General features: G+C 67.1%; 6 protein-coding genes. All 6 read left to right on the top strand.

All coding sequences use genetic code 11. The features are described from left to right. Positions 1–135 precede the first annotated feature (135 nt). The 6 genes from ACOCEP_RS34550 to ACOCEP_RS34575 all read left to right on the top strand — a co-directional run bounded on the left by ACOCEP_RS34550 (position 136) and on the right by ACOCEP_RS34575 (position 25,094). Positions 136–16,779 (top strand): WXG100-like domain-containing protein, encoded by a 16,644-nt coding sequence (locus ACOCEP_RS34550; protein WP_482333599.1) that lies wholly within the window; start codon positions 136–138, stop codon positions 16,777–16,779. Between the two features lie 487 nt (positions 16,780–17,266). Continuing rightward, positions 17,267–18,505 (top strand): 4-hydroxy-3-methylbut-2-enyl diphosphate reductase, encoded by a 1,239-nt coding sequence (locus tag ACOCEP_RS34555; RefSeq protein ID WP_482333601.1) that lies wholly within the window; start codon positions 17,267–17,269, stop codon positions 18,503–18,505. 26 nt (positions 18,506–18,531) lie between these two features. Further along, positions 18,532–20,325 carry a 1-deoxy-D-xylulose-5-phosphate synthase gene (locus ACOCEP_RS34560; protein WP_482333602.1) on the top strand — a complete coding sequence of 598 codons (1,794 nt, stop codon included), beginning with the start codon at positions 18,532–18,534 and terminating at the stop codon, positions 20,323–20,325. After that, positions 20,322–21,473 (top strand): flavodoxin-dependent (E)-4-hydroxy-3-methylbut-2-enyl-diphosphate synthase, encoded by a 1,152-nt coding sequence (gene ispG / locus ACOCEP_RS34565; RefSeq protein WP_482333604.1) that lies wholly within the window; start codon positions 20,322–20,324, stop codon positions 21,471–21,473. Before ACOCEP_RS34560 ends, ispG begins: the two co-directional genes overlap by 4 nt. Positions 21,474–21,657: 184 nt before the next feature. After that, positions 21,658–24,147 carry a polyprenyl diphosphate synthase gene (gene uppS / locus ACOCEP_RS34570; RefSeq protein ID WP_482333606.1) on the top strand — a complete coding sequence of 830 codons (2,490 nt, stop codon included), beginning with the start codon at positions 21,658–21,660 and terminating at the stop codon, positions 24,145–24,147. Then, entirely contained in the window at positions 24,144–25,094 is a 951-nt protein-coding gene (locus ACOCEP_RS34575; RefSeq protein WP_482333608.1) for an oxygenase MpaB family protein, read from the top strand. The genes uppS and ACOCEP_RS34575 overlap by 4 nt, the downstream gene beginning before the upstream one ends. Positions 25,095–25,109 lie beyond the last annotated feature (15 nt).

Raw genomic sequence — 25,109 nt, forward strand, 5'->3', positions numbered from 1 at the left:
TGATTCCCTCCGTTTAGGCCGATCGGGTACTTCCGCCCTGATAGCGGCCACCGGCCCGGTGCAAGGTGACTTGCATCGGGCCGTTTTGTGTCCGCAGGCAGACGACGGGTTGGTTGTTCGGAGGAGGTGTCGCACTTGAGCAACGGGGGTGTGCACATTCCGCCGGATGTGCGGAAGTTCCTGGAGTTCACTCTGGGCTTGTCGTGGCCGGAGAGTGACGATCAGGGCCTGGTCGCGTTGTGGAAAGCGTGGGAGGCGTTCGAGGACGCGGCGAGCGTGTTCGAGGCCGCTGCCCGGGCAGCCGGTGTGGCGGTCCCGCAGGTCTTGGAGGGTGAGACCGGGGAGTTCTTCGCCCACTTCCTGAGTGCGACGATCCCCGACGGTGTCGCCGGGCTGGGTGAGGCCGCGGGTGAGCTGGCGAAAATGGCGCAGAACGCCGCAGCCGACGTCTACAAAACCAAAGTCATGTTCGTCGTCTTCGCTGCGTTCACTCTGGCGTCGATCATCCATTTGATGGCCACGCTGATCGGGGCCTTGTTCACCGGGGTCGTCATCGCCGCTGCGAGGGTGGCGCTGACCGCGATCTGGCGGGCCCTGATCACCCGCATGGGACAACTCTCCCTCAGCGGTGGCCTGTCGCAAGCCACCAAAACCGCGTTGCTGAAGTTCGCGAAAGACCTCGCCATCAAAACCGGCGGCTTCGCCGCCTTCGGCGCCGCACTCATGGGCGGCACCGACTTCGGCGTCCAAGCCCGCCAAATCGCCGACGGCGACCGCCAAGGCTGGGACACCACATCCCTCACCTCCTCCCTCGTCGGAGGCGCACTCGGCGGCGCGTTCGCCGGAATCTTCCACTCCGCAGCCGGAGGAATCCGCTCCACCGCCTTCAGCCTCCGCGACCGCCTCGCCACCCGCCATCCCGACGACCTCCTCGCCGACAACGTCACCATCGGCCAGGTCGTCACCACCATCAACAAACCCCTCGCCGCCCTCGGCGACGCCGCTTACGCCACCGGCCAAATGATCACCGTCATCGCCACCGCACCCCTGATCAACCTCGCCCTCGGCGCCCCCACCGGCAACCCCGCCCTCGGCGCCCTCGGCGCCCTCTCCCGCTACGGCGGCAGCCACACCAACGGAACCACCAACGCCAACCTCGACACCATCCACCCACCCGAAATCCCCGACCTCACCATTCCCACCCTCACCGAAAAGCCGGACACCGCCAAAGAACCCGGCACCGAGAAGCCCGCCAAGGACGTACTCAAAACCCCCGAGGCATCCGAAACGCCGCCGCCCTACACCACCCTCCCCGCGGAAACCGGCCTCCGCCTGGAGAAGACCCCCGCCTACACCACCAGCCCCCACGCCCTCGGCACCCTCCACATCACCGCCGCGGCGAACGGCGCCGCACCCACGACCCTCTCGCCGCTGAGTGACGCGGCCAGTCAGACAGCCCTTGCCGCCGGCGCGACACCGGAACGGGGGAACAGGGGAACCGCCACCCAGGACACCCTCGCGCCGGAGGTTGGCCACGGTTCACCCGACGGCATCACGAGTGTGGTGGCCGGTGCGCCTCCCGGTCACCGGCTCCTCAACCCGGACACCGCGGTCGTCTCGGAAACCCGGCCGGACACGTCGAACCAGGCCAGATCCACCGGCCCGGACACGACGTCATCACGTGTTCAGGCCGATCGCACCGCCGCCCCGCTCAGCACCACCGCGAGCCTTTCACCGGCGCTGCCCGCCGCGCGACCCGACACCGCCGGCGGACACCTCGCCGCCACCGCGCGCGCCGCCGACACGGTGCTGCCGGACAGCACCCGGTCCTTCCTCGCCGAGACCGCACCCGCCACCACACGGCCCCCCACCGTGCCGGACACCCTCCACACCCCGGCCCTCACGGACCCCACGCCGTCAGCGTCCATGCCCGAGCCCTCAGCGATCACCACGCCACGACCACACGACGTCCCCGCTTCTTTCCCGATCGAGCCCGTGCGAGCCATCCCGCTACCGGGCAACGGTGGCGTGGCCTTCGTACCCGACGGCTACACCACGAACATCACCAACGCCTTCCCACACCCGGAACCCGGCGTTTTCCGCGTCGTCGTCCAACACCGCGACAACACCTTCGCGCTACCCGGACACCACACCCTGGACCCGGCACACCGGCCCGAAAGGCTCATCGCAGCCCTTCAAGACCTCCCCACCCAGCTCGCCGCTTGGCGCAACTACACGAAAATCGACCTCCTCGCCTGCGACCTCACCCCCACCCTGCTCGACCGCCTCACCCCCGCGATCCACGCCACCTTCGGCGTCGAGCTCCACGCCCCTTATCACCAGACCCCTCTTTTCGTCGCACCCACCGGCGGCCTCAGCCTCACCGACCCCGCCATCCCCCACACCCTCCACCTCGCACCGAAACGCCGCCGGAATGACACGATGGTGGCCGACCCCAAAGCCCCTGAGACCTCGGCGAGGCTCGCCGAGGTCTCAGCGAGGCTCCTCCACCAGTACGGCAACCTCTCCGACCGGTGGCTCTCCTACTCGATTCCCCGCGAAATCTTCCCACAGGGCCTATTCGACAAACAATTCCACCTGCACTTCAAGCAGGAAAGGGAAAATCAGGCCAATTCCGGCACCCTGTGGAGTCCGCTTTATCGAGGGAAGAGCAATGTCGAAAATTTCAGCAAAGAAGAGTTGAATGATCTCACCGCGTGGGTCTACCGAAAAGTCGTCGCCGACCAGACGAGCAATCCTGCCGCGATAGCCAAAACCGCGGCGGAAACAGGCTTCGCCTCCAGCTATGCGAAACTCACGAACGCAGCGGACGCGGCGGCGGAAGCGGCAGCAATCGACGGCCGCCGCCACCCCTATCTGATACTCAGTAAACCTGAACACCGCGTCAAAATCATCGCGCTGCTCGACCGGATTCTCGCGAATACCACCCGCCGCACTCAAGGCAAGACACTCACCTCACTGAATGACTTGAACGTGCACGGAGGAATCGCCGCGTTGCGCGGACTGATAACCGAGCGGGAACAGGCGTTGAAGGACGATCCCGCGCTGGCCGCTGCCGCGCGGGAACTCGGGCTCCCCGCTTTGCGGCCGAGCGGCGCGTTTCTGGGCCGGTTCCTGGACGTGGCCAAGACGGCGGATCGGGGTTGGATCGAGAAACTCGCTTACGCCGCGGCGTGGGAACACAAGAGCGCCACGGCCGACGAGCTGACCCGCCTGCTACTGGATGAAGGCATCACCGGAGATCCCGGCGTTCTCCGCGAGATCGTCACCACGGTCATCGGCGAAGCCACCCGCCAGGGTGACCGGCTGCCCCTCCTCGACGCCACCGACAAGGGGCAGCACGCCGCCATCCACGCCCGGACCGCCGCGATCGTCAACGTCACCCCCGCCCTCTACGCCTCCACCGACCCGGCCCCGGTCACAGCCCTGGTCACACACATGCGGACCCGGCACATCACCGGCCCCCAGCACGACCTCGAAACCATCGCCCAAACCATCCTCGAGACCCCCGCCGAAGAACTCACCCAGGACTATTCCCTCGCCCCGCTCGACCTCGACGACCTCCCTTCCGCGGCACGGGCCATCGGCGCCGAAACCGAACCCACCGGCAACGGCCCGGACATCTCACCGGCCGAGGAGGGACTCGCCTCGACGGCCAAGCAACTCCTGCTCGACTTCGGCGACCTCAACATCAGCTACCTGACCGCCAGGTGGCCGAACCCCAACAGGAAAAGCAGGCTCTCGTTCAAAGAGATGAGCGAGCATCTCACCACGGAACGAGCACGCCTCCTAGACAGCGGCGAGCTGTGGCTGCCCACCTACCGGGGACTCCGCAACTCCGGAAAAGACAGCCACACCGACGACCTCACCGCCTGGTTGTACCGGCAAGTCGTCACCGACCGCACGAAGAGCCCGACCGCGATCGCCTCCAGCGCGGCAGCGGCCGGTTTCGCCGCTGACGCCAAACAGCTGGCGGACGAGGCGAGAGCCGTGATGGAAGCGGCCACGAACGACGGCCGCCGCCACGCGTACCTGAAGGCCGCCAAGCCGGACCACCGTGACAGGATTATCGCCCTGATCGACCGAATTCTCGCGAACACCCCTTCGCCCACACGGCACCAGGTGATGAACTCACTGCATGAGGTGAACGTGCACGGAGACGACAAAGTCTTACAAGTATTGGTGAGCGAGCGTAGACAGGCGTTGCAGGACGATCCCGCGCTCGCCGAAGCCGCCCGGCAGCTCGGCCTGCCCACCCTGCAACCAACCGGCACATACCACGGCCGGTTCCTCGACGTAGCCAACGAAGCCGATCACAGCTGGATCGACTCACTCGCCTACGCCACGGCATGGGAACACAAAACCGCCACCGTCGAGCACCTGGTCACCCTCCTGACCCAGGAAGGCATCCGGGACACCGACGGCGCCCTGACACCCCTGATCACCCGGGTCCTGGCCGAGGCCGACGCCAACGGTGACCGCCACACCACACTCTCCGCCGACCGGCCCGCCGATCACACCGCCCTCCAGCGGCGCACAGGATCGCTGGTGCTGAAAAACCACGACGAACTGTTCGCGCTCGAGCCCGCCCGGGCCACCACCCGCCTCGTCCGGCACATGCGCCGCAACCACATCACCGGCACCCAAGACGCCCTCCGCGACATCGCCCACACCGTCTACACCCTCCCCACCCACCAGCCACTACCCGGCACCCACACCATCCCCCTCCCCACCCACGACGGCCTCACCGTCACCGCCATCCCCCTACCCGGCAACGGCGGCATCGCCTTCATCCCCGCCACCTACGCCACCAACGTTCTCAACGCCTTCCCCCACCCCGAACCCGGCGTCTTCCGGCTCATCACCCAACACCGACAAGGCCTGTTCGCACTCCCCGCACACCCACACGCCATCCCCCACCGGCCCGACCAACTCATCCGCACCCTCCACCAGCTCCCCCCGGCACTCACGAACTGGGGCGACCACACCACCATCACCCTCCTCGCCTGCGACCTCACACCCACCCACCGCGACGACCTCGCGGACCTCATCCACACCAACCTCGGCCTCCAACTCACCGTCCCCCACACCGAAACCCCCCTCTACATCACCCCCGACGGAACCATCACCACCACCGACCCCGGCCTGGACAACACCCTCCACCTCGCACCATCCGACACCCCCAGCCAAGCCACCCTCACCACCACCGGCGCCTGGCGACGCACCCCCGGCACCACCGAAACATTCAAACAATTCCTCCTCGACAACAACCACGCCACCGAAACAGACCTCACCCCCTACAGAAACAACGAACTTCCACCCCGAGGCCAAGCCCTGCTCAAAAACTGGGTCATCGCCACCGCCACCGTCGAATACCTGAGCAACCCCGAGACAGCCAAACAGTCCGGAGGCCTCGTCTCGTCAATCTCGGTGTGCCGGTGGCGCCGGCAAGCACCGCGGGAAGTAGTACTGCCTGACGCGGACACCCTCACCACCACCAGCGCCTGGCGACGCACCCCCGGCACCACCGAAACACTCAAAGACTTCCTCCTCGACAACAACCACGCCACCACAACAGACCTCACCCCCTACAGAAACAACGAACTTCCACCCTGGACTCGGGCCCTGGTCAAGAACTGGGTGATCGCCACCGGCACCGAGAACCTGAGCGCTCCCGATACCGCCGAACAGTCCGGAGGCCTCGCCTCACTACGCTCGGTGTATCAGTGGCGGAAGCAAACGCTTCTGGCAGCGGGCGGAACAGCACTGCCCGACGCGGACACCCTCACCATCACAGGCGCCTGGCGACGGCCCCCCGGCACCACCGAAACACTTAAACAATTCCTCCTAGACAACAACCACGCCACCACAACAGACCTCACCCCCAACAGAAACAACGAACTTCCACCCCGAGGCCGCGCCCTGGTCAAAAACTGGGTCCTCGCCACCGGCGCCGAATACCTGAGCGGCCCCGACACAGCCGAACAGTCCGGTGGCCTCGTCAAGCCTTCGGCTGTGAGCCGGTGGCGGGTCGGTGCCCGCGCTAATGCTGGACCAGCGGCCACCACAGCTCAAGGAGACGTTTCCCAGCTGGAACTCCGTCCGACGAAGCGACGCAAGACCGAGTCGAGCGCGAGCAGGCCGGAGTTCGTCGTTCCCGGGGACATCCGGGAATTCGTCGTCGGATTCGACCCGGAGACAAACCGGACCCAGCCCTCGCTCTGGGCGATGCTGGAACATTTCCAGGCGACCTTCCTGCCCGAACTGGACCTGTCCCGCGACAGCACAGGACTACCGACCTCCACCGCCACCCGGAACCTGGTCCGCGACTGGGCCACCGACCGTGCCAAGAAATACCCGGCGGACTGGATCGCGAAAATGTCCGGCTGGTCGATCACCATCACCCAGGCCGAAGAACTGTCCGGCCGGATCGTGACCCAACCCAGCCCGCACTCGACCGTCCCGGCCAGGCCGTCACCCTCCCCGAGCATCACGACCTTTTCCCCCTTGGGACCGATCAGGGTGATCCCGTTACCCGAGGGCGGTGGGGCCGCTTTCGTCAGCGACGCCTTCGCCACCAACGTTCTCAACGCCTTTCCGCACCCCGAACCGGGCGTGTTCACCCTGGTCGTCCACCACCAGAACGGCTACTTCCCGCTACCCGGCGAGGACGCCCGGCCCGTCCCTCACCAGGCCGCGCACCTGGTCGAAACCCTCGAACACCTGCCCTCGCGGCTGGCGGGCTGGCACAATTACCGGAAAATCGAGCTCTTCGCCTGCAATCTCGCCGATGGCCACGCCGACCAGCTCGCCGCCATCGCCCGCTCGGCTCTCGACATCGAACTCACCTCCGCCCGCCCTGGCCGCTTCGTCTCCATCACCCGCGCCGGAGATATCGTCGCCACCATCGATCAACCCACCGGTCTGCCCCCCGGCACGCTCATCCTCGGCGGCGGCAAACGCGGAAAGCCGACGGACTCCGAATCCGGCGCCAAACGCCCTCGGATCGACGAGGACCCGAATCACGGCTTCAGTCCCGAGCAGGCGGAGTTGCTCCGTTCCACCTTCACCGAGCTGTACCTTCGCCACGGCGACCTGGGCGTCCGAGGCATCGTGAGTTACGCAAGAGAGCACGGACGCACTTTTCGACCAGAAGGGAATGCCGAAAAACTGGCCGTGGCGACACGGAACCGGCTCGAAAAGGACGACTTGCTGTGGCAACCGGTTTACCAAGGTCGCCGAATCTCGGAAAAGTTCGATCCGGATAACGTCAACTCACTGACGGTGTTCATGTACTGGCAAGCATCGACCCAGCCGGAGTTCGATGCCGCGAAAATCGTCCGCAGCGCACGAGAGGCAGGCTTCCTCGCCCACTACACAAGACAACTCAAGGACGCCCAAGAGGCCATCAAAGCAGCCGAGAAGGACGGCCGCCGATCACGCTCTGCCCAGAAGGACGCTCCGGCGCGACGATTCCTGGATCGACCACTCAACGCCGACGAGCCGAAAGATCGAGGACTGATAGAAAAATTCGCTTACACCGCCTCCTGGGCGGAAAAGACCGCCGATCAAGGACAACTCACCGACCGGTTGCGTGAACTGGGCGTGACCGGTTCAGCCGACAACCTGACCGGCCTCGTCGCCGACGCCATGGCCGAGGCGCAAAAGAACGGCGATCGACTCGAACTTCTGCAGACCGCTCTTCCCGCCCACCGGGACGCCATCCGGAATCGCGTGGCCGGCATCTTGTTGACCACACCGAGCCTGCGCTCGGCGGGCTCGGTAAACGCAGTGGTGAAACACATGCGGATGCGACACATCACCGGCGGTCAGGAAGAGTTGTCGCCTTACGCCACCCAAGTACTGGAAACATCGGACTCGGACCTGTTCGGCGATCCCACGATCGAGATCGACTGGCATCTTCGCCCTATCCTCGGCACGGGTGAGCTCGACCCGCAGAACCCACTGCATGAGCCAATCGTCGACGCGCTGGCCAGAAACATCGTTGACGAGTTCGGGATGATCGACCGGAAACTCCTGACAACTCTCCTCACACGGAGAGGGGTCAAAAAAGGGAAGGGGACCTCTCCAGCGGTCACCAAGGCAAAGAGCGCCGCAGAAGCCGAAGGGACATTGTGGGGCCCCATCTATCGTGGCGCCAGAACTCACGAGGAATTCAATGCCAAAGCACCCAACGATCTCTCTGTACTGCTCCTGCGACTGGCAGCCGACAACACCCGATGGGACGCCGGGAGGATAGCCGGCAGCGCCGATGTGACCGGCTTCACCGGACACAAGGAGCTCATGTCGGGCGCCGCCGAAGCCATCCGGATGGCCGAGCGACACGGGCGCCGCCATCCCTTGTTGCCCTTCTCTTCAAAAGAACAGCATGGACGGATAAACGCCCTCATCGACGCCGCGCTGGTCGAACATCCCGACATGGACCTCAACTCCATGCTCGCCTTCTTACGGAAGTACAACGTCCAGGCGGATTCGGCCAGCCTGCGTAACGCGGTCGCCAACAGGAAGAAAGAACTCGACAGCCTGCGCGCCCAGGACGGTGGACGGCACAGTGGTGACATCCTGAGCACCGCTCGGCTACCCACGCTTGATCCTGTCCCCCTGTTCGCGGGCCGGTCAGTGGACCTCGACCGTGACCTGGTCATGAGGGTCGCCTACGCCGCGGCGTGGGCTGACAAGGCGGCCACCCCGGACCAGATCGCGGACGGCTTGCGATTCGAAGGTATCTCGGGTTCACGCGAATCGCTGATCGCCTTGGCCACGGCCGCCATATCCGAAGCGACCCGGAACGGCGACAGGCTCGCCGAGCTGTCCGTCACCGATCCCGGGAACCGCGAGGCGGTCCGTGCCCGTATCGGGGGCATCCTGCGGAACACCCCCGCCCTGCACGCACACGACAGGCTCAACGAGCTGGTCACCCATATGCGGATGCGGCATATCACCGGGCCACAGGAAGCGCTGAAAGCTCAGGCGCTCGTGCTCCTGAGAATCCCCATGGAGAGCCTGCTCGCCGACCCCACGACCCAGCCCGAGGCCCCCTTCGGTCCCATCACTCTGAACGCTGATAAAGGCGCTGCATCGTCGGGCCACAGCGCACCTCGCGAGGAGACCACGCGCTTCGACGATGTCGATGAGGTGACGGCTGGGCTGTGGCTTCTTTCGATCGATCATCCCCGGGAAACGGCGGCTCAGATCGCGCGCCGCGCCGAAGAAGCGGGACTCACCGGACACCCGGACCTGGTTGAGCGCGCTGGAAGCGTCATCGACATCGCCGTCCGGCATCAGCGCCGGCACCCTTTCTTGGACGTCGACGTGTCCAGCGACCGCCTCGGACTCCAAACCGTGATCGGCGCGTTGTTCATCACCGAACCCGGCGCCACGGTCGACTCCGTCATGGCACTGTTGCCCTCGTACAACATCACCGGCGACGTCTCGAAGCTTCGCGCGCTGCTGGCCGCCCGTAAGTCCGATCTGGCCCGGACAGCCAAGCGGACGCCCGAGATCTATCAGGAGATCGCCCGCAGCAGCAGGACCACACTGCGTCCTGAGCCGGAACGGCCGTTCGCCGGCCGGTCACCGGACACCGATCGCCCCCTGATCGAAAATCTGGCGTACGCCGCCTTCATGCTGAACAGGGAAGCCACTACCGAGGAAGTCGTCGCCCGGCTCGTCGAGGAGGGGATCGCCGGGGATCCCGCGGCGCTGACCGAACTGGTCGTTCAGGCGGCGGCCGAAGCGGCCCGGCGCAGTGCCCCGGCACCGGCGCTCCCCGTCGTGAGCAATGCTCTTCACCAGCGGATCGGCGAAATCCTGCTGTCCGATCCGGAACTCCGGGATCCCGACAATCCCGACGGGCTGACCGGCCTCGTCAAGGCGCTGCGAGAACGGGACATCACCACGCCGGAGAACGTTCTGCGCGACCACACGCAGACCGTGCTCGCCATCCGCTCCGACGTCCCGCTACCTGGCGGCTTTTCGATCCCTGTCCCCTCACCTGCCGGGAGGCCGGTGAGGGCGATGCCCTTCCCCGGCGGTGTCGCCTTCGTCCGCGATGTCTTCGCCCAGAACATCTTCAACGCTTTCCCTCAACCGGAAGCCGGTACCCTGCGCGTCGTCGTCCCCCGGGAACACCGCCGGGATGGCGCCTTCGTCCTCCCCGGTTTTCTCCCCGACACCGACCTGCGGCACGACCCCGCCCAGTTCGCCGAGGTCCTCGCCAACCTGCCCGCCTCGATCGCGGCCGGAGGCTCGATCGGCACGATCGCGCTGTTCTCCTGCCATGTCACCCCCGCATCGGGAACGAACCTCACCCGGCTCATCCGCCAGCGAACCGGCTGGCAGCACCTGAATCTCACCGTCGCGCATCCGAACAAGCCCGTCGCCTTCACCCCCACAGGCGGCATCCGTCTCGTCGACAACGGCAAACACCCCGTCGGCACTCTCATCCTCGGCCCCGAGCCCGCCACGGTGGCGGCGGTCCGAGGCGAGATAGACGGCTCGGTCTACCACCGCTACGTCGACAGTGGCGGGGTCATCCGCGCGGTTGCCTTCCGACACAAAGAGCAGGCCGAAATTCTCGCCGAGGCGATGGCAGGCCGCGACCTGGCCGCTCAGCTGGGCCATCCGGGCTCCCGGGTGATCTTCACTCACCATGTCCGGGACCGGTACTTGATCCCGCGTGGGGAAGATCGCTCGCGCCGGGCGGACGTTTCGGTACTGTTCAGGATTTTCGACGCGCTCGTGCAAGACGGCGTCCTCCCTTGGCGCCAAGAAAACATCCTGCTGGCCTCGTACAAAACCAGCCAGGCCGAAGCCGACCGATTCCGCGAGCTGGCGCACGACAACGGCTATACCGGCGACCTTCGCGTGATCACGGATCAGATCGTCGAGATCGATCCGGACGCCGGTGCCTCACTTCTGCCTCCGAAAGCGCGCGGCGCGAGTTCCGGGAACGACCAGACTCCACAGGGGGGCGGTGCTTCCGGTCGCGCCATCCGCTTCGGGTTCGCCGAGGGGGATGAAGCGGAGTCGTCAGCGGTTTCGCATGACACAGCCGTTCCCGCCTTGCCCGCCCCTGCTGCTCCGGTGGCTGAAGTCGCTTCCTTGAAGCCGGAAGCCGATGGGGCGCTGCTGGACCGGGCCACGCTGCCCACCATGTCGCGCCTGGCCGGGCTTCCCCTCGAAACGCTGGCCGGAGTGCTGGAGCGATTCCGGGTCGACAACGCGCCCGGTCTCGCCCCCGCCTCTCACCTGAACGCCTGGGTCGAAGCACAGTTCTCGAGCCGTTCGACGGGGAACCGGTCACTACCGCTGTCCCAGGTAGCGGGACGCACCGGTGGTTTGGTGACCGGCCGGGAGATCGCCGAAATCCTGGCCAGGAAGGTGGTCGACGCGCACGGAAGCCTCACTCCTGCCGCGGTACGCCTCCAGCTGAATACCGAAGGCATCCGGCACCCGGAACTGAACACGGCGATCACCGAGGCGCTGGCGCGGGCCGAAGCCGAAGGTTCCGCGTGGCATCCGACGTATCGAGGAGACCGGCGGCCGGGGGTGTTCGACCCGGACGAACCGGGCCCGGCCACTCTTCTGCTGTGGCGACTGGCCGTCGACCACCCGCGGGACACCGCCGCAGGTTTGGCGCATCGCGCCGAGCAGGCAGGCCTCCTCGGCGGCGAAAACCTCGTGCGCAACGCCGAAAAGGCGGTCGACTCCGCCGTACACGACCAGCGGAGGATCCTCTCGGCGGCCAGGCCGAGCGACCATCCGCGTATCCACTCCCTGATCGACGCGCTGCTGATCACCGAACCCGGGCTCGACACTCCCGCCGTGGTGGACCGTCTGCGGGGATACAGCGTCCATGAAGGACTCCGTGGCCTGCACCCCATGGTGGAAAGCCGCCTCGGTCTCCCCGCCATGGACATCGAGGCCGCCCGCGCGCTGCTCGTTCCACGACCGGCAGGCGCGATCCTGGGCGGAATCCTCGACGCGGCCGACACCGGCCACCGCGAGATCATCGGGCATCTCGCCTACGCCACCGCCTGGACCCATAAGACCGACACCGTCGAGCAGCTGGCCGCGCGACTGCGCCGGGACGGGGTCACCGGGCCGGAGCCGGCTCTGCTCCGCGTGATCACCGAGACGGTGGCCGAGGCCGACCTCCACGGTGACCGGCTCGAATTCCTGCCCGCCGATCGCCCCGCCTATCACCACCTCCTGCGGCTTCGCGTCGAACAGATCCTCGCCGACACGCCGTCCCTGCGCGACTCCCGCAACCCGGAGCGGCTCACGCAGTTGGTCCGCCAGATGCGCCTCCACAAGGTCACCGGCCCTCAGTACCTGCTCACCGCCCATGCACACAGTGCGCTCACCCGCCCCGCGACGACACCGCTCGGCTCAGGTGCGACCACTGTCGGCGCCGGTTTCCCCGGCCCCATCCGACCATTGCGGGCCACCCCTGGCACCCGCTACCAGCACATCATCGACGCCGACGGCACCATCACCGGAGTCGGCTTCCTCCCCGACAGCGAAGCCCCCATCCTGCGCGCCGCCGCGGCCCGCCACGACCTCGCCACCCAACTCGGCCACCCCGGCGCCCGGCTCGTCTTCGCCCACCACGACCACACCGGCTACACCATCCCCCACCCCACCGACGGTGCCGGCCTCTTCGACGCCCTCGCCGGGCTGGGTGCCGCCTGGAAACACCACGACATCCTCCTCGTCACCTGCCTCCCCAACCCCACCCACACCGAACAGTTCCGCGCCGCCGCACGAATACACGGCTACCGAGGCACCATCCACACCACCACCGGCCCCCACACCGAAATCACCGAACACCACGGCGCACGCCCCCTCCACCCCGACGACACCCCCCACCCCGACGCCATCATCCTCAACCCCACAAGCCAGACGGTCACTTTCGCCAAAGGGGCCCGTGACCTGATGGCGGGAGACTGGTTCAACGCCGATCATCCGGCCCAGCGGATCATCCAGCTGGGAGAATCCCTCTACGACGGCCTGCTCAACGCCTACGAGTCCAGGGGCGAGCTTCCCGAGATCGAGGTCCACGGCTACGGCAACTCCCGGCGTCCGGGGCGGGCCATGGCCACGAGTGTCGCCCGCGCGGATTCGGTGGTCGACGCGCTGCTGTTCGGCCTGAACGTCGCCCACCAGAACCGGCCCGCCGCCGACAGGATTCCCGACTTCGCCCTCGTGCCCCAGGCGATGTTGAAGATCACTCACGGCCGAGCGGGATCCCCGTTGAGCAGCGGCCGCGATCTCGAGGAACGCCGTCGCGGTGTGTTCGTGCGGATCCCGGCGCTGCCGCTGCCCGCCGGACGGGTTCCCACGTTCACGTACCGGAATCCCTCCGGTGTGGACCTCTCATGGCTGGGGCCCCTTCGGTTCGAAGGTGAGGACAATCCGGTGAGGCTGCCCCGGGAATTCCTCGTGCCCCCGGGTCCCGCCCTGGCCATGGAGAGCCCGTCCGGGGCGATGATCTTCCCCCTCTACCTGTTCGGGGTGGCAGGGGATTGGAGCTGGATTCGAAAATATCCGGGTGTGATCTCGCTGCGGCTCGATGTGGATCACCGTTCCGGCGAGGTGCTGCTCCGGGACGGAATCCGCCTGTCCTACCACGACTTCGCGACCTGGGTCCATGAGATGCTGAACGGCGCACCGGACTCCCAGCGGCTCCTGCTGCTGGCCGATCACGGCGGCGAACAGCCGGGACGCGCCGGGAACCAGCCCGGCGTACCCGCGTCTTCGCTCGCCGGAATTCTGTCCGCAGCCACCCACGGCCGCGTCCTCACCCCGCTCACCGGCACGATCTGGACGTACGGGGATGAAGAACACTACGCCACCAACTGGGGCCTTTTCCAGGACGGCACCCTGCTCGGCGTTTACGAACGTCACGAAACTTGGCGACGCGCGGGCATTTCGGTTGCTGACGCGGTCGCCGCCACCCGCTTGGAATACCCGCGGCATCCTGAGACCGCGCAAGACGTGAACGGGTTGGTCGCGGAACGAGAAGCGACCGCCGCCGCGGCCGCCGAGGCCTACATCAACCCACCGCCGCCGCTGCCCAGCGCTTCCAAGCCGGTGAAGCTACCCGAACGAACCAGGATCAAGTTCTCACCGGATTCGCACAGAATCGAACTTCGCTACCGCAACGAACTCGAACGACTCTTTCGGCAGGTATACCTTCACGCCCAAGAGGCCTATGACGAGGCGGAAACCTTTCCCCAGGTGGTCATCACCGCTCTCGCAGAAAACACGCCAAGGTCGAAACAGCTGGGAAAGACTCGCGCGCGAGCCATCAAAGAGCTGGCAGTGCAGTGGATGGCCAAGGAACTCGAAGAGCGAGCCGCACGCCGTGAATCGACATTCGACGCGGGTTCCCCGGAAGAGAGCAGATCTTTTCTGGAGTCCTTCATCCGCCTCGGCTCACGCCCCTACGACGGCGCCCCCACCCACGAAGTCGTCATCGAACTGTTCAACCTCCGGGAGATACCGGAAGAAGTAGCGGGCGCCTCGTCCGCGGACCACGCATCCGCACCCAGCACCCTTTACCAGCGCATCATCGACGCCGACGGCACCATCACCGGAGTCGGCTTCCTCCCCGAGAACGAAGCCCCCATCCTGCGCGCCGCCGCGGCCCGCCACGACCTCGCCACCCAACTCGGCCACCCCGGCGCCCGGCTCGTCTTCGCCCACCACGACCACACCGGCTACACCACCCCCCACCCCACCGACCCAGCCACCTTCTTCCACACCCTCGACACCACCCTCACCCACCTCGGCGCCACCTGGAAACACCACGACATCCTCCTCGTCACCTGCCTCCCCAACCCCACCCACACCGAACAAATCCGCACCACCGCGCAAGAACTCGGCTACCAAGGCACCATCCACACCACCACCAGCCCCCACACCGAAATCACCGAACACCACGGCGCACGCCCCCTCCACCCCGACGACACCCCCCACCCCGACGCCATCATCCTCAACCCCACAAGCCAGACCATCAGATTTCCTCAAGGCATCCGCTCGACCCTGAACTCGGGTATCGAGTACACCGTCCTGCAACGACTCTACGATCTGGGAGCAGCTCTCTATTCCCCCTTGGTGAACGCCCAGCGGGCCGGAACTCCCCTTCCCAGAATCGAGATCACCGGGTACGGCAACGCCCTGAATACCGCGCAGGCCACCGCCACTGGTCTGGAACGCGCGGAATCGGTGCGCTGGCGGATCCTGACCGGCCTGAGGCGGGAGCACGAAAACCGGGAGTCCGGCACTGCCAGCACCGATCCCGGGCAGCTGGCACGGGCGATCGTGGCCACTTCGGGCGGCCGTGCCCAGTCCCCCAAAAGCGCCGGCGGCACCTTGACGGAACGTCGTCGCAGCGCTTTCGTCGAGGTACCGGCCTTTCCTCAGGCTCCGGCGCGGGTACCCACGTTCACCTATCGGGCCCCTCACGGAGTGGACTCGTCGAGGCTCGGGCCACTCCGTTTTCCTCCCCCGCTCGACCCAGGACGCATGACCGAGCTCGGATTCCTCGTTCCGGAAGGCCCGGCGTTGGCCATGGAGTCGCCCGGCGGGGCGATGATCTTCCCGCCGTGGACGGATGTCCTGGGGGCAGGCTGGGAGACGCTGCGTCCGTTCCGCGGTGTACTGGCGATCTGGGCCGAGCCGAATCTCCACGGTGAGGTGCTTCTGAGGGACGGCAACCGGGTTTCTTATCGCGACTTCGCGACATGGGTACGCGATATGGCGCCAGGCTCGCACAGGGTGCTGCTGTTGTCCGACCGTGCCGGTGCACAGCCGGGGCAGCGTCCCAGCCAACCGGCCCGGCCCGAGTTGTCGCTCGCCGCCATCCTCTCCGAGACCCTGGGCGGCTCGGTCCTCGCACCGATCGACCAGCTCCTACCCGAGGGCCGGACCTTTTTCTCTCTACGGTGGGGTCTGTTCCGCGACGGTGAACTCGTCGAAGTCCACGCGCGGGCGCCCGTTGAATGGCGACACGAGCTCGGCCACACGGACGCGGTCCAGGACTCGGGCCTCGCCGCGCAGCCTGCTCCGTGGCAGCCGTTGACCGCAGCGCAAAACGCCGCGCGAGCGGCCATGGCGGAGGAGCGTTCCGCCATGGCCGCCGAGGCCGCCACGGCCTACCTGGCCTCACCGGCGGTCGCGCCCGCGACGTCGGCCGCACCGGCCCAGCCCGTCCTCGACGCCCATGTGGCTCCACCCGGCGCCGCCTACGCCAGGCCACCGGTCCCCGGCGCGGAGCCGATCACGCTCCCCCGGCAGGTCGAGGTCAGCTTCCCGACGGGGTCGAATGTCCTCCGCGACGGCAACCAGCATCTGGAAAACCTCTTCCGCCACATCTACGTGCGCTCGCTCCAGGTCGCGGCGAACGCCGGATTCGACTACCCGCACGTCTTCATCACCGGCCTTTTCGACTCCCCTGCCACCGGCACGTCGCACGCCTCGGCGCGGGCCAAGGCGCGCGCCGACGCGCTCAAAGCACGCGCGGTCGAATGGTTCAGCCGCGAAGAGGATGCAAGGAGAAGTCGCCGGCAAGAACGGTTCGGTCCCGACACGGAAGTTTCGACCGTCGCGGAGCACCTCCTCCGGGTCGGAGAGTCGCGCGCTCGCACCGGCGGGCAGAACGGCCAGGCGCACGATGTCGTGATCGAGATCATGTACACCGCGGCCGACGACGAGGATCAGGCCCCCTGACCTTGCTCGCGTGGGTCGTGAGTGGCGTTTTGGGTTCTATTGAGGGGCAAGGCACAGGCGGCGTGTGCCGTCGCTCGCTCGCGCACCGGCCGCGGGTGCCGCGAAAGCCACTTTCACAACCTCCAACGTTGCGAAAGTGGCTTTCGCAACCCCTCCCGGGACTCCACCACTCACGAGGACCGCACGACCGGGGTGAAGGGGACTTTCCGCTCGTGCGATGAGCGGAAAGTCCCCTTCACCTCGCTGATCGCCACCGAGAGCCCGCGGAGAGCCGGTACGCACTCACGCCCCCTCCACTGACGACCCTCAAACAGTCGTCATGGACCTGCCGGACCGCGGCAAGGCACGCTCGCAGGTCCGCCGCGTGGAACGCCCGTTTTGGCTCAGCGACGCCCTGTTCCAGAATCCTGTGATGACACAGCACGTTCCGGGGCCACACGGACGACGATCGGGCTCGGAACGCCCAGCGTCCGTGAGAGAGGTGTCGATGCGTACCGAATCCGGAGCTGCCGAGGCTGAGACCGAGGCGGGTTACGCGGTACTGGGCCCGGAACTACACGATGAGGACAGGATCCTCCGCTGCCCTGCGACCGATCTGCTCCGTGGATCGCTCCGTCGTGCCGGTGTCCCGGTCCAGGAGCTTTCCCGGCTCGACACCACCGACCAGGCGCTGACCATCGTCAGCGAGCCCGTCGACGGCAAAGAGGACATCGCGGTCTTCGCCGGTGCCTCCGCCGCCCACCACGACACGGTCAGCCGAGTCGTCGCCGCCTGGAGCGCGGTCAAAGCGCCCCGCCGGGTGTTGCTGGCTTCCCCTCGATCCTTCTGCGCGGGGGTGGAAAGGGCGATCGAGATAGTCGAAAGAGTCCTCGAGGACCGTCGAACCCCTGTCTACGTCAGGAAACAGATCGTCCACAACACACACGTCGTCGACGACCTGGCGAGCCGGGGCGCGAAGTTCGTCGACGAGCTCGACGAAGTGCCCGACGGGGCCACCGTGGTCTTCTCCGCCCATGGCGTCTCCCCCGCCGTACGGCAGGAAGCCCAGCGGCGCGGTCTGGAAGTGATCGACGGCAGCTGTCCCCTGGTGACGAAGGTGCATTCCGAGGCCAAGCGGTTCGCGGCGCGCGGTGACACGATCGTCGTGATCGGCCACGCCGGACACGAAGAGGTCGAGGGCACCATGGGCGAGGCACCGGACGCCACCGTCCTCGTCGAGACCCCGGCCGACGTCGCCGCGCTCGACCTGCCCGATCCGGATCGGGTCTCCTACCTCACGCAGACGACGCTCGGCGTCGACGAGACCGCGGACGTCGTCAAAGCCCTGCGCGCGAAGTTCCCCGCGCTGCGCGAGCCGCCGACCGAAGACATCTGCTATGCCACGACGAATCGGCAGAACGCGGTGAAGGCGATCATGGCCGAGGCCGACCTGGTCCTGGTCGTCGGATCCCCGAACTCGTCGAACTCCGTACGACTGGCCGAAATCCCCGGCCGCGCGGGCACGTCCGCGCACCTCATCGGTGACACCGCCGACATCCGGCCCGAATGGCTGGCGGGGGTACGCACCGTCGGAGTGACCTCCGGCGCCTCCACTCCGCCGGGACTGGTCGACCAGGTCGTGGCCGCGCTGGGCGGCCTCGGCGAGGTCACTGTCGAAGAACGCGCCGTCACCCGCGAGACGATCCACTTCGGACTGCCCGCGGCCGTACGGCGGCAGGCCGGCTGACTATTCATGGGAAGAGGTGAACTCACGTGACCCGATCCTTTCCGGGCCTCTCGGAGCTCAAGGAGCTCGACCACGATCGCCTGTCCAAGCTGGCCGAGGAGATCAGGACGTTCCTGGTCCGGGAGGTGAGCCGCACAGGCGGTCACCTCGGCCCGAACCTCGGGGTCGTCGAGCTCACGCTGGCGGTGCACCGCGTGTTCGACTCGCCGAAGGACAAGATCGTCTTCGACACCGGCCATCAGTCCTACGTGCACAAGATCCTCACCGGACGCGCGGTCGACTTCGGCACCCTGCGCAAGGCCGGTGGGATCGCCGGGTATCCGCAGAACTCCGAATCCGTCCACGACCTGGTCGAGAACTCGCACGCCTCGACCGCCCTGTCCTATGTGGATGGCCTGGCCAAGTCGTTCCGGTTGCGGGGCGAGAACGACCGGACAGCGGTCGCCGTGGTCGGTGACGGAGCCTTGACCGGTGGTCTCGCTTGGGAGGCACTGAACAATCTCGGCGCCGGCGGCTCCCCCGTCGTGGTGGTGCTGAACGACAACGGCCGCTCCTACGCGCCCACGGCCGGCGGCCTCGCCGACCACCTCGCCGCCCTCCGCTCGGGTGAAGGCACCGGAACCACTCTCTTCGAACTCCTCGGTTTCGGTTACCTCGGCCCGGTCGACGGGCACGACACGGCGGCGGTGGAAGAGGCGCTCCGCGAGGCCGCGTCTCGGCGCGAGCCGACCGTCGTGCACTGTGTGACGGAGAAGGGACACGGGTACGTCCACGCCGAAAACGACGAAGCGGACCGGATGCACGCCGTCGGCGCGATGGATCCGGAGACCGGCGAACAGAAGCCCGGGTCGGGCCGGAGCTGGACCAGCCTGTTCGGGGACGTCATCGCCGAGATCGGCGCCGAGCACGAAGACGTGGTCGCGATGACCGCCGCCATGCTGTTGCCCGTCGGGCTCGGCCGGTTCGCCCGGGAATTCCCGGAGCGGGTCATCGACGTCGGTATCGCCGAGCAGCACGCGGTGACCTCGGCCGCCGGTCTCGCGATGGGCGGGAGCCATCCGGTGGTCTGCGTGTACGCGACCTTCTTCAACCGCGCGTTCGACCAGGCGCTGATGGACGTCGCTCTGCACGGCCTGCCGGTCACGTTCGTCCTGGACCGCGCCGGGGTCACCGGCCCCGACGGCCCGAGCCATCACGGGATGTGGGATCTGGCCCTGCTCGGCCGCATACCTGGCATGCGTGTCGCGGCCCCGCGGGACGCCGACCAGCTCTCGCTGTTGCTCCGCGAAGCGGTCGCGGTGTCCACCGGTCCGACGGCGGTGCGTTTTCCCAAGGCGACCGCGGGACCCGCGATCCCAGCCATGCAACGGATGGACGGTGTCGACCTGCTGCGCCGCAGCCCCGGCATGCCGTTGGACGTCCTGATCGTCGCCGCCGGGGTCACCGCCACCGCGGCGCTGGAAGCCGCTGAACTCCTGGAAAGCGAAGGCCTCGGCGTGACCGTGGTGGACCCCCGCTGGATCCTGCCGGTCAATCCGGTGCTCGTGCACTTCGCCGCGCGGCACCGGCTCGTGGTGACGGTCGAGGACGGTGTCCGCGGTGGAGGAATGGGTTCCGCCCTGCGCGAGGCCGTTTCGGACACCCGGGTCACGACTCCGGTGGTGACTCTGGGGCTGCCCAAGTCGTTCCTCGCCCACGGCGATCGCGCCACCATCCTTCGCGCGTGCGGACTCGACGGCCCCTCGATCGCGCGGGTGGCGTCGGCGTCCATACCGGCACTTCCCGAGGACGCTCCCACCTCGGCGGAGGTCACTCGATGACCGTCGCTCTTGGTATGCCGACGCTTCCTCCTCCCGTCCTCTCCGAGCGTCGCAAGACCCGACAGCTGCAGGTCGGGCCGGTGGGCGTCGGCAGCGAGCACCCGATTTCGGTGCAGTCGATGACCACCACGCTCACCTCCGACGTCAACGCGACCCTGCAGCAGATCGCCGAGCTGACCGCTGCGGGCTGTGACATCGTCCGCGTCGCGTGCCCGTCCGCCGACGACGCCGAGGCGCTGCCCGCGATCGCGAAGAAGTCGCAGATCCCGGTGATCGCCGACATCCACTTCCAGCCGAAGTACGTCTTCGCCGCGATCGAAGCCGGCTGCGCGGCGGTCCGGGTGAACCCGGGCAACATCCGCAAGTTCGACGACCAGGTCAAGGAGATCGCGAAGGCCGCGAAGGACCACGGCACCCCGATCCGGATCGGCGTCAACGCGGGTTCGCTCGACAAGCGGATCATGGACAAGTACGGCAAGGCGACCCCGGAGGCGCTGGCCGAGTCCGCGCTGTGGGAGGCGTCGCTGTTCGCCGAGCACGACTTCTACGACGTGAAGATCTCCGTGAAGCACAACGACCCGGTGGTCATGGTGCGCGCGTACGAGATCCTCGCCGAGCAGTGCGACTACCCGCTGCACCTCGGGGTCACCGAGGCGGGCCCGGCGTTCCAGGGCACCATCAAGTCGGCCGTCGCGTTCGGCGCGCTGCTGCGTCAAGGCATCGGCGACACCATCCGCGTCTCGCTGTCGGCGCCGCCGGTGGAAGAGGTCAAGGTCGGGATCCAGATCCTGCAGTCGCTGAACCTCAAGGAGCGCAAGCTCGAGATCGTCTCCTGCCCCTCCTGCGGCCGCGCGCAGGTGGACGTCTACACGCTCGCCGAGCAGGTCACCGCCGGACTGGAGGGCATGGAGGTCCCGCTGCGCGTCGCGGTCATGGGCTGCGTCGTCAACGGCCCCGGCGAAGCACGCGAAGCCGACCTCGGCGTCGCCTCCGGCAACGGCAAAGGCCAGATCTTCGTCAAGGGCGAAGTCATCAAGACCGTCCCCGAGCACGCCATCGTCGAAACGCTGATCGAAGAAGCCATGCGCATCGCCGAGGAATCCGGCCAGACCATCGGTGAAGGAGAGCCCACCGTCACCGTCGGCTGAGTGGTGCCGCTGCCCGAAACGGCGCGATCCTTCGACGTTCGCACATCGATTCTCTCAGCTCTTGTCTTTCGTTCAACACGCATGAAAGCTGGAAGACATCATCGGCGAGCCGCGCGAGAAAGCGCTGTCCTCAGCCAAGAACACCACATCCACGTGCAGTGAAAACAGACGATGGAGGAGTTCCGTGTCGACCCTCTCTCCGGACCGGCTTCCCCGGCATCTCGCGATCATCGTGGACGGCAACGGCCGATGGGCCAATCAGCACGGGCTGACCCGCACCGCCGGGCATCGCGCCGCGCTCCCGTCCATGTTCGTCATCGTCAACACGGCGATCGATCTGGGGCTGCGCAACCTCTCGCTCTACCTTTTCTCCAGTGAGAACTGGAAAAGGGAACCGGCCGAGATTGCCACGATCATGGAGATCATGACCAACGCGATCAACGGCTACATGCCTTTCTTCGAGACGCGTGGCGTCCGGATCCGGTGGAGCGGCAGGGAAATCGAAGGATTTCCCGAACTCACCGCGACTTTGCGGGGCTGGCAAGAACGCACCGCGGAGCACACCGGGCTGACCCTCAACCTCTGTGTCAACTACGGCGGGCGGCAGGAGATCGTCAACGCCGTGCGCCGCCTGTCCGACGACATCGTGGCGGGAGAGCTTTCCCCCGAGGACATCGACGAAGACGCGATCATCTCGCGCCTTTACCAGCCGGACCTCCCGCCGGTGGATCTACTGATCCGCACCTCCGGCGAGAAGCGCATCAGCAATCTCCTGCTGTGGCAAAGCGCCTACGCGGAACTGCACTTCCCCGACCGGCTTTGGCCCGACTTCACCCAAACGGACCTGATCGAGGCGGTGGAGACCTACGCCGATCGCGATCGGCGCTTCGGCGGGGCGGTCGACCAGCACCCCGGCGAAGACACCGCCCCGGCCGGCACCGTCGAGCACCGGCCTGTCCCGAGGACTGCGGAACCCATCGCCCCGACGGGGAAGCGGGTGGCGATCCTCGGCGCGGGAATCGCCGGTCTCTCCGCCGCCCTCGAACTGGCCGAGCGGGGCTACGCGGTGACCGTCTACGAACGGCACGAACTCGGCGGCAAGGCCAGGAGCATCCCCGCCCCCGGCAGCGGTCTTCCGGGCGAACACGGGTTCCGCTTCTTCCCCGGCTTCTACCAGAACCTGACCGACACCATGCGGCGGATTCCCTTCCCCGGCAACGTGAACGGGACCTGGGACAACCTGGTGGACACGTCGGCGTACCTCGGCGCCCGGGCCGACGGCACCCCCGACGCCATGATCCCGTTCCTCCCCGACTCCCCCCTGCCGCCCGCGGTCTATTCGTTCACCCCGGACACCGCGACCGCCATCATCTCCTACCTCGCGAGCACGATTTCCCATGTACCGGAGGACGAAGCGCTCTTCGGCGCGCGCAAGTTCCTGGCGTACTGGGCCAGCTGCGACGAACGGCGCCTCGGCCAGTGGGACAAGATCTCCTGGAACGACTTTCTCAACGCCGACAAGATGTCGATCCAGTTCCAGCGCTCGTTCGCCGACGGCATGATCCGCAACCTGGCGGCGATCAAATCGGACGAGGCGAGCACGCATTCGGTCGGCCTGGTCTCGGAAGCGACCATCTGGAGCGCGCTCGGCCGGGGCAACGAACCGGGTGGCACGGTCGACCGCGTCCTGAACGGATCCACCGACGAGAAACTCCTCTCACCGTGGATCGACCACCTGCGAAATCTGGGCGTGGAGTTCAAGGTGGGCTGGAGTGCCGAGGCGCTCAGGGTCTCGGACGGCCGGGTCACCGCGCTGACGCTGCGGGACGATCAAGGAGGCGATCACATCACCTCCTACGACCATGTCGTTTCCGCGATCCCCGTGGAACGCTTCACCCGGCTGTTGAGCCGTGACGTCCTCGACGCCGCCCCGGAACTGGCCCGCACCCGCCGGCTGCGCACGGACTGGATGAACGGCCTGATGTTCTATCTCAAGGAAGAACTGCCGCTCGTGCACGGGCACGTCAACTACGTGGACTCGCCGTGGGCGATCACGTCCATCAGCCAGGCGCAGTTCTGGACGCGCCCGTTCTCGGAGTACCACGACCACACGGTCAAGGAGTGCCTGTCCGGGATCATTTCCGACTGGTTCAAACCGGGCACCTTCAACGGCAAGGCGGCCAAGGACTGCACGGCAGATGAGATAGCGAAGGAAGCGTGGGAGCAGATCAAGGCCCACCTGAACACGGAAGGCCGGACGGTCCTTCGTGACGACATGCTGCATTCGTGGTTCCTCGATCCGGCCATCGTCGCGCCGGGGACCCCCGACGTCGCCAACGACAGCCCGTTGTTCATCCAGAGCCCGGGCTCGTGGGACGACCGGCCCGAATCCCGGACCTCGATCGCCAACCTGTTCCTGGCCGGTGACTGGGTGCGGACCAACATCAACGTCACCACCATGGAGGGCGCGAACGAAGGCGCCCGCCAGGCCGTCAACGCCTTGCTCGACGCCGACGGCTCCGCGGCCCCGCGATGCACGCTCGGGGAGCTTCACGTCGCCCCCGACTTCGCCGCGCTCAAGGAAGCCGACCGCGAACGCTATCGACAGGGCCTGCCGCACGCACTCGACCCGGAGCAGCTCGCCCCCTTCGCCCGAGAGGTGCGTGCCGGATGACCACGAGCCACGTACCGGCCGAAACCGCCCAGGTCCGGTCCGCGCCGCCCGGCCCGGGCTCGGCCAGCTGGGACCTGGTGGGCCGCTGGGCCATCCTGACCATGAGTCTCCGGCTCATCGTGCTGCAGACCGCCCATCCCGTGGTCGGCGCGGGGGTCGACGGGTACTCGGATTTCCGGTCCGAGGGGGTGAGCCGCTTCTTCCATACCGTGCGGTCACTGCAACGGCTCGTCTACAGCCCGCTCATCCAGTCGAGCGCGGAAGCCAGGAGGCTACGGGCGGTCCACCGGCCGATCCACGGCGTCGACGGTCAGGGACGCGAGTACCGCGGCTTGGACCCGAACGCCTACGCCTGGGTGCACGCCACTCTTTTCGAAGCCGCGGTCGCGCTGAGCGAACTGTCCGGTGCGCCGCTCGGCGAAGACGAGCAGGAACGGTTCTACGGCGAGTGGCGCGCCCTCGGCGCGGTGATGGGCCTGCGCCGGAAGGATCTGCCCGAAACCGTCGCGGGGTTCCGGGAATACTTCCGGGAGACCGTCGAGAACCGGCTCGAGGTCAACGACGTCGTCCGCGATCTGCTCGACCCGGCGGCCATCCGCCCCCTGCCGCCACCCCACGTGCCGGGGTTCCTGTGGGACCGGGTGTGGCCGCCCTTCCGGCGGCTGGCGGTCGGCCTCACGATCCCGACTCTCCCCGAAAGCTATCTCCGTCGCCTGGGCATCACGGTCACCGAAGCGGATCGTCGCCACACTCAGCGGTTCTTCGCCGGGCTCGGGGCCCTGGTGAACCTCCTCCCCGAAAGCCGGCGCTACCTCCCCTTCGCCGCCGAAGCGAGGCGATCCGCCAAAGGGAGCCACGTTCCCGCGTCCCGGCGAACCGTTCGTGAAAGGTTCTCCCCTCATCACGACGGAGCAGGCTCCTGCCCCCATCTGAGCGCCGGGTCGTGACCTAGGCTCGCGGGT

The sequence above is a fragment of the Amycolatopsis sp. CA-211722 genome (assembly GCF_056828465.1).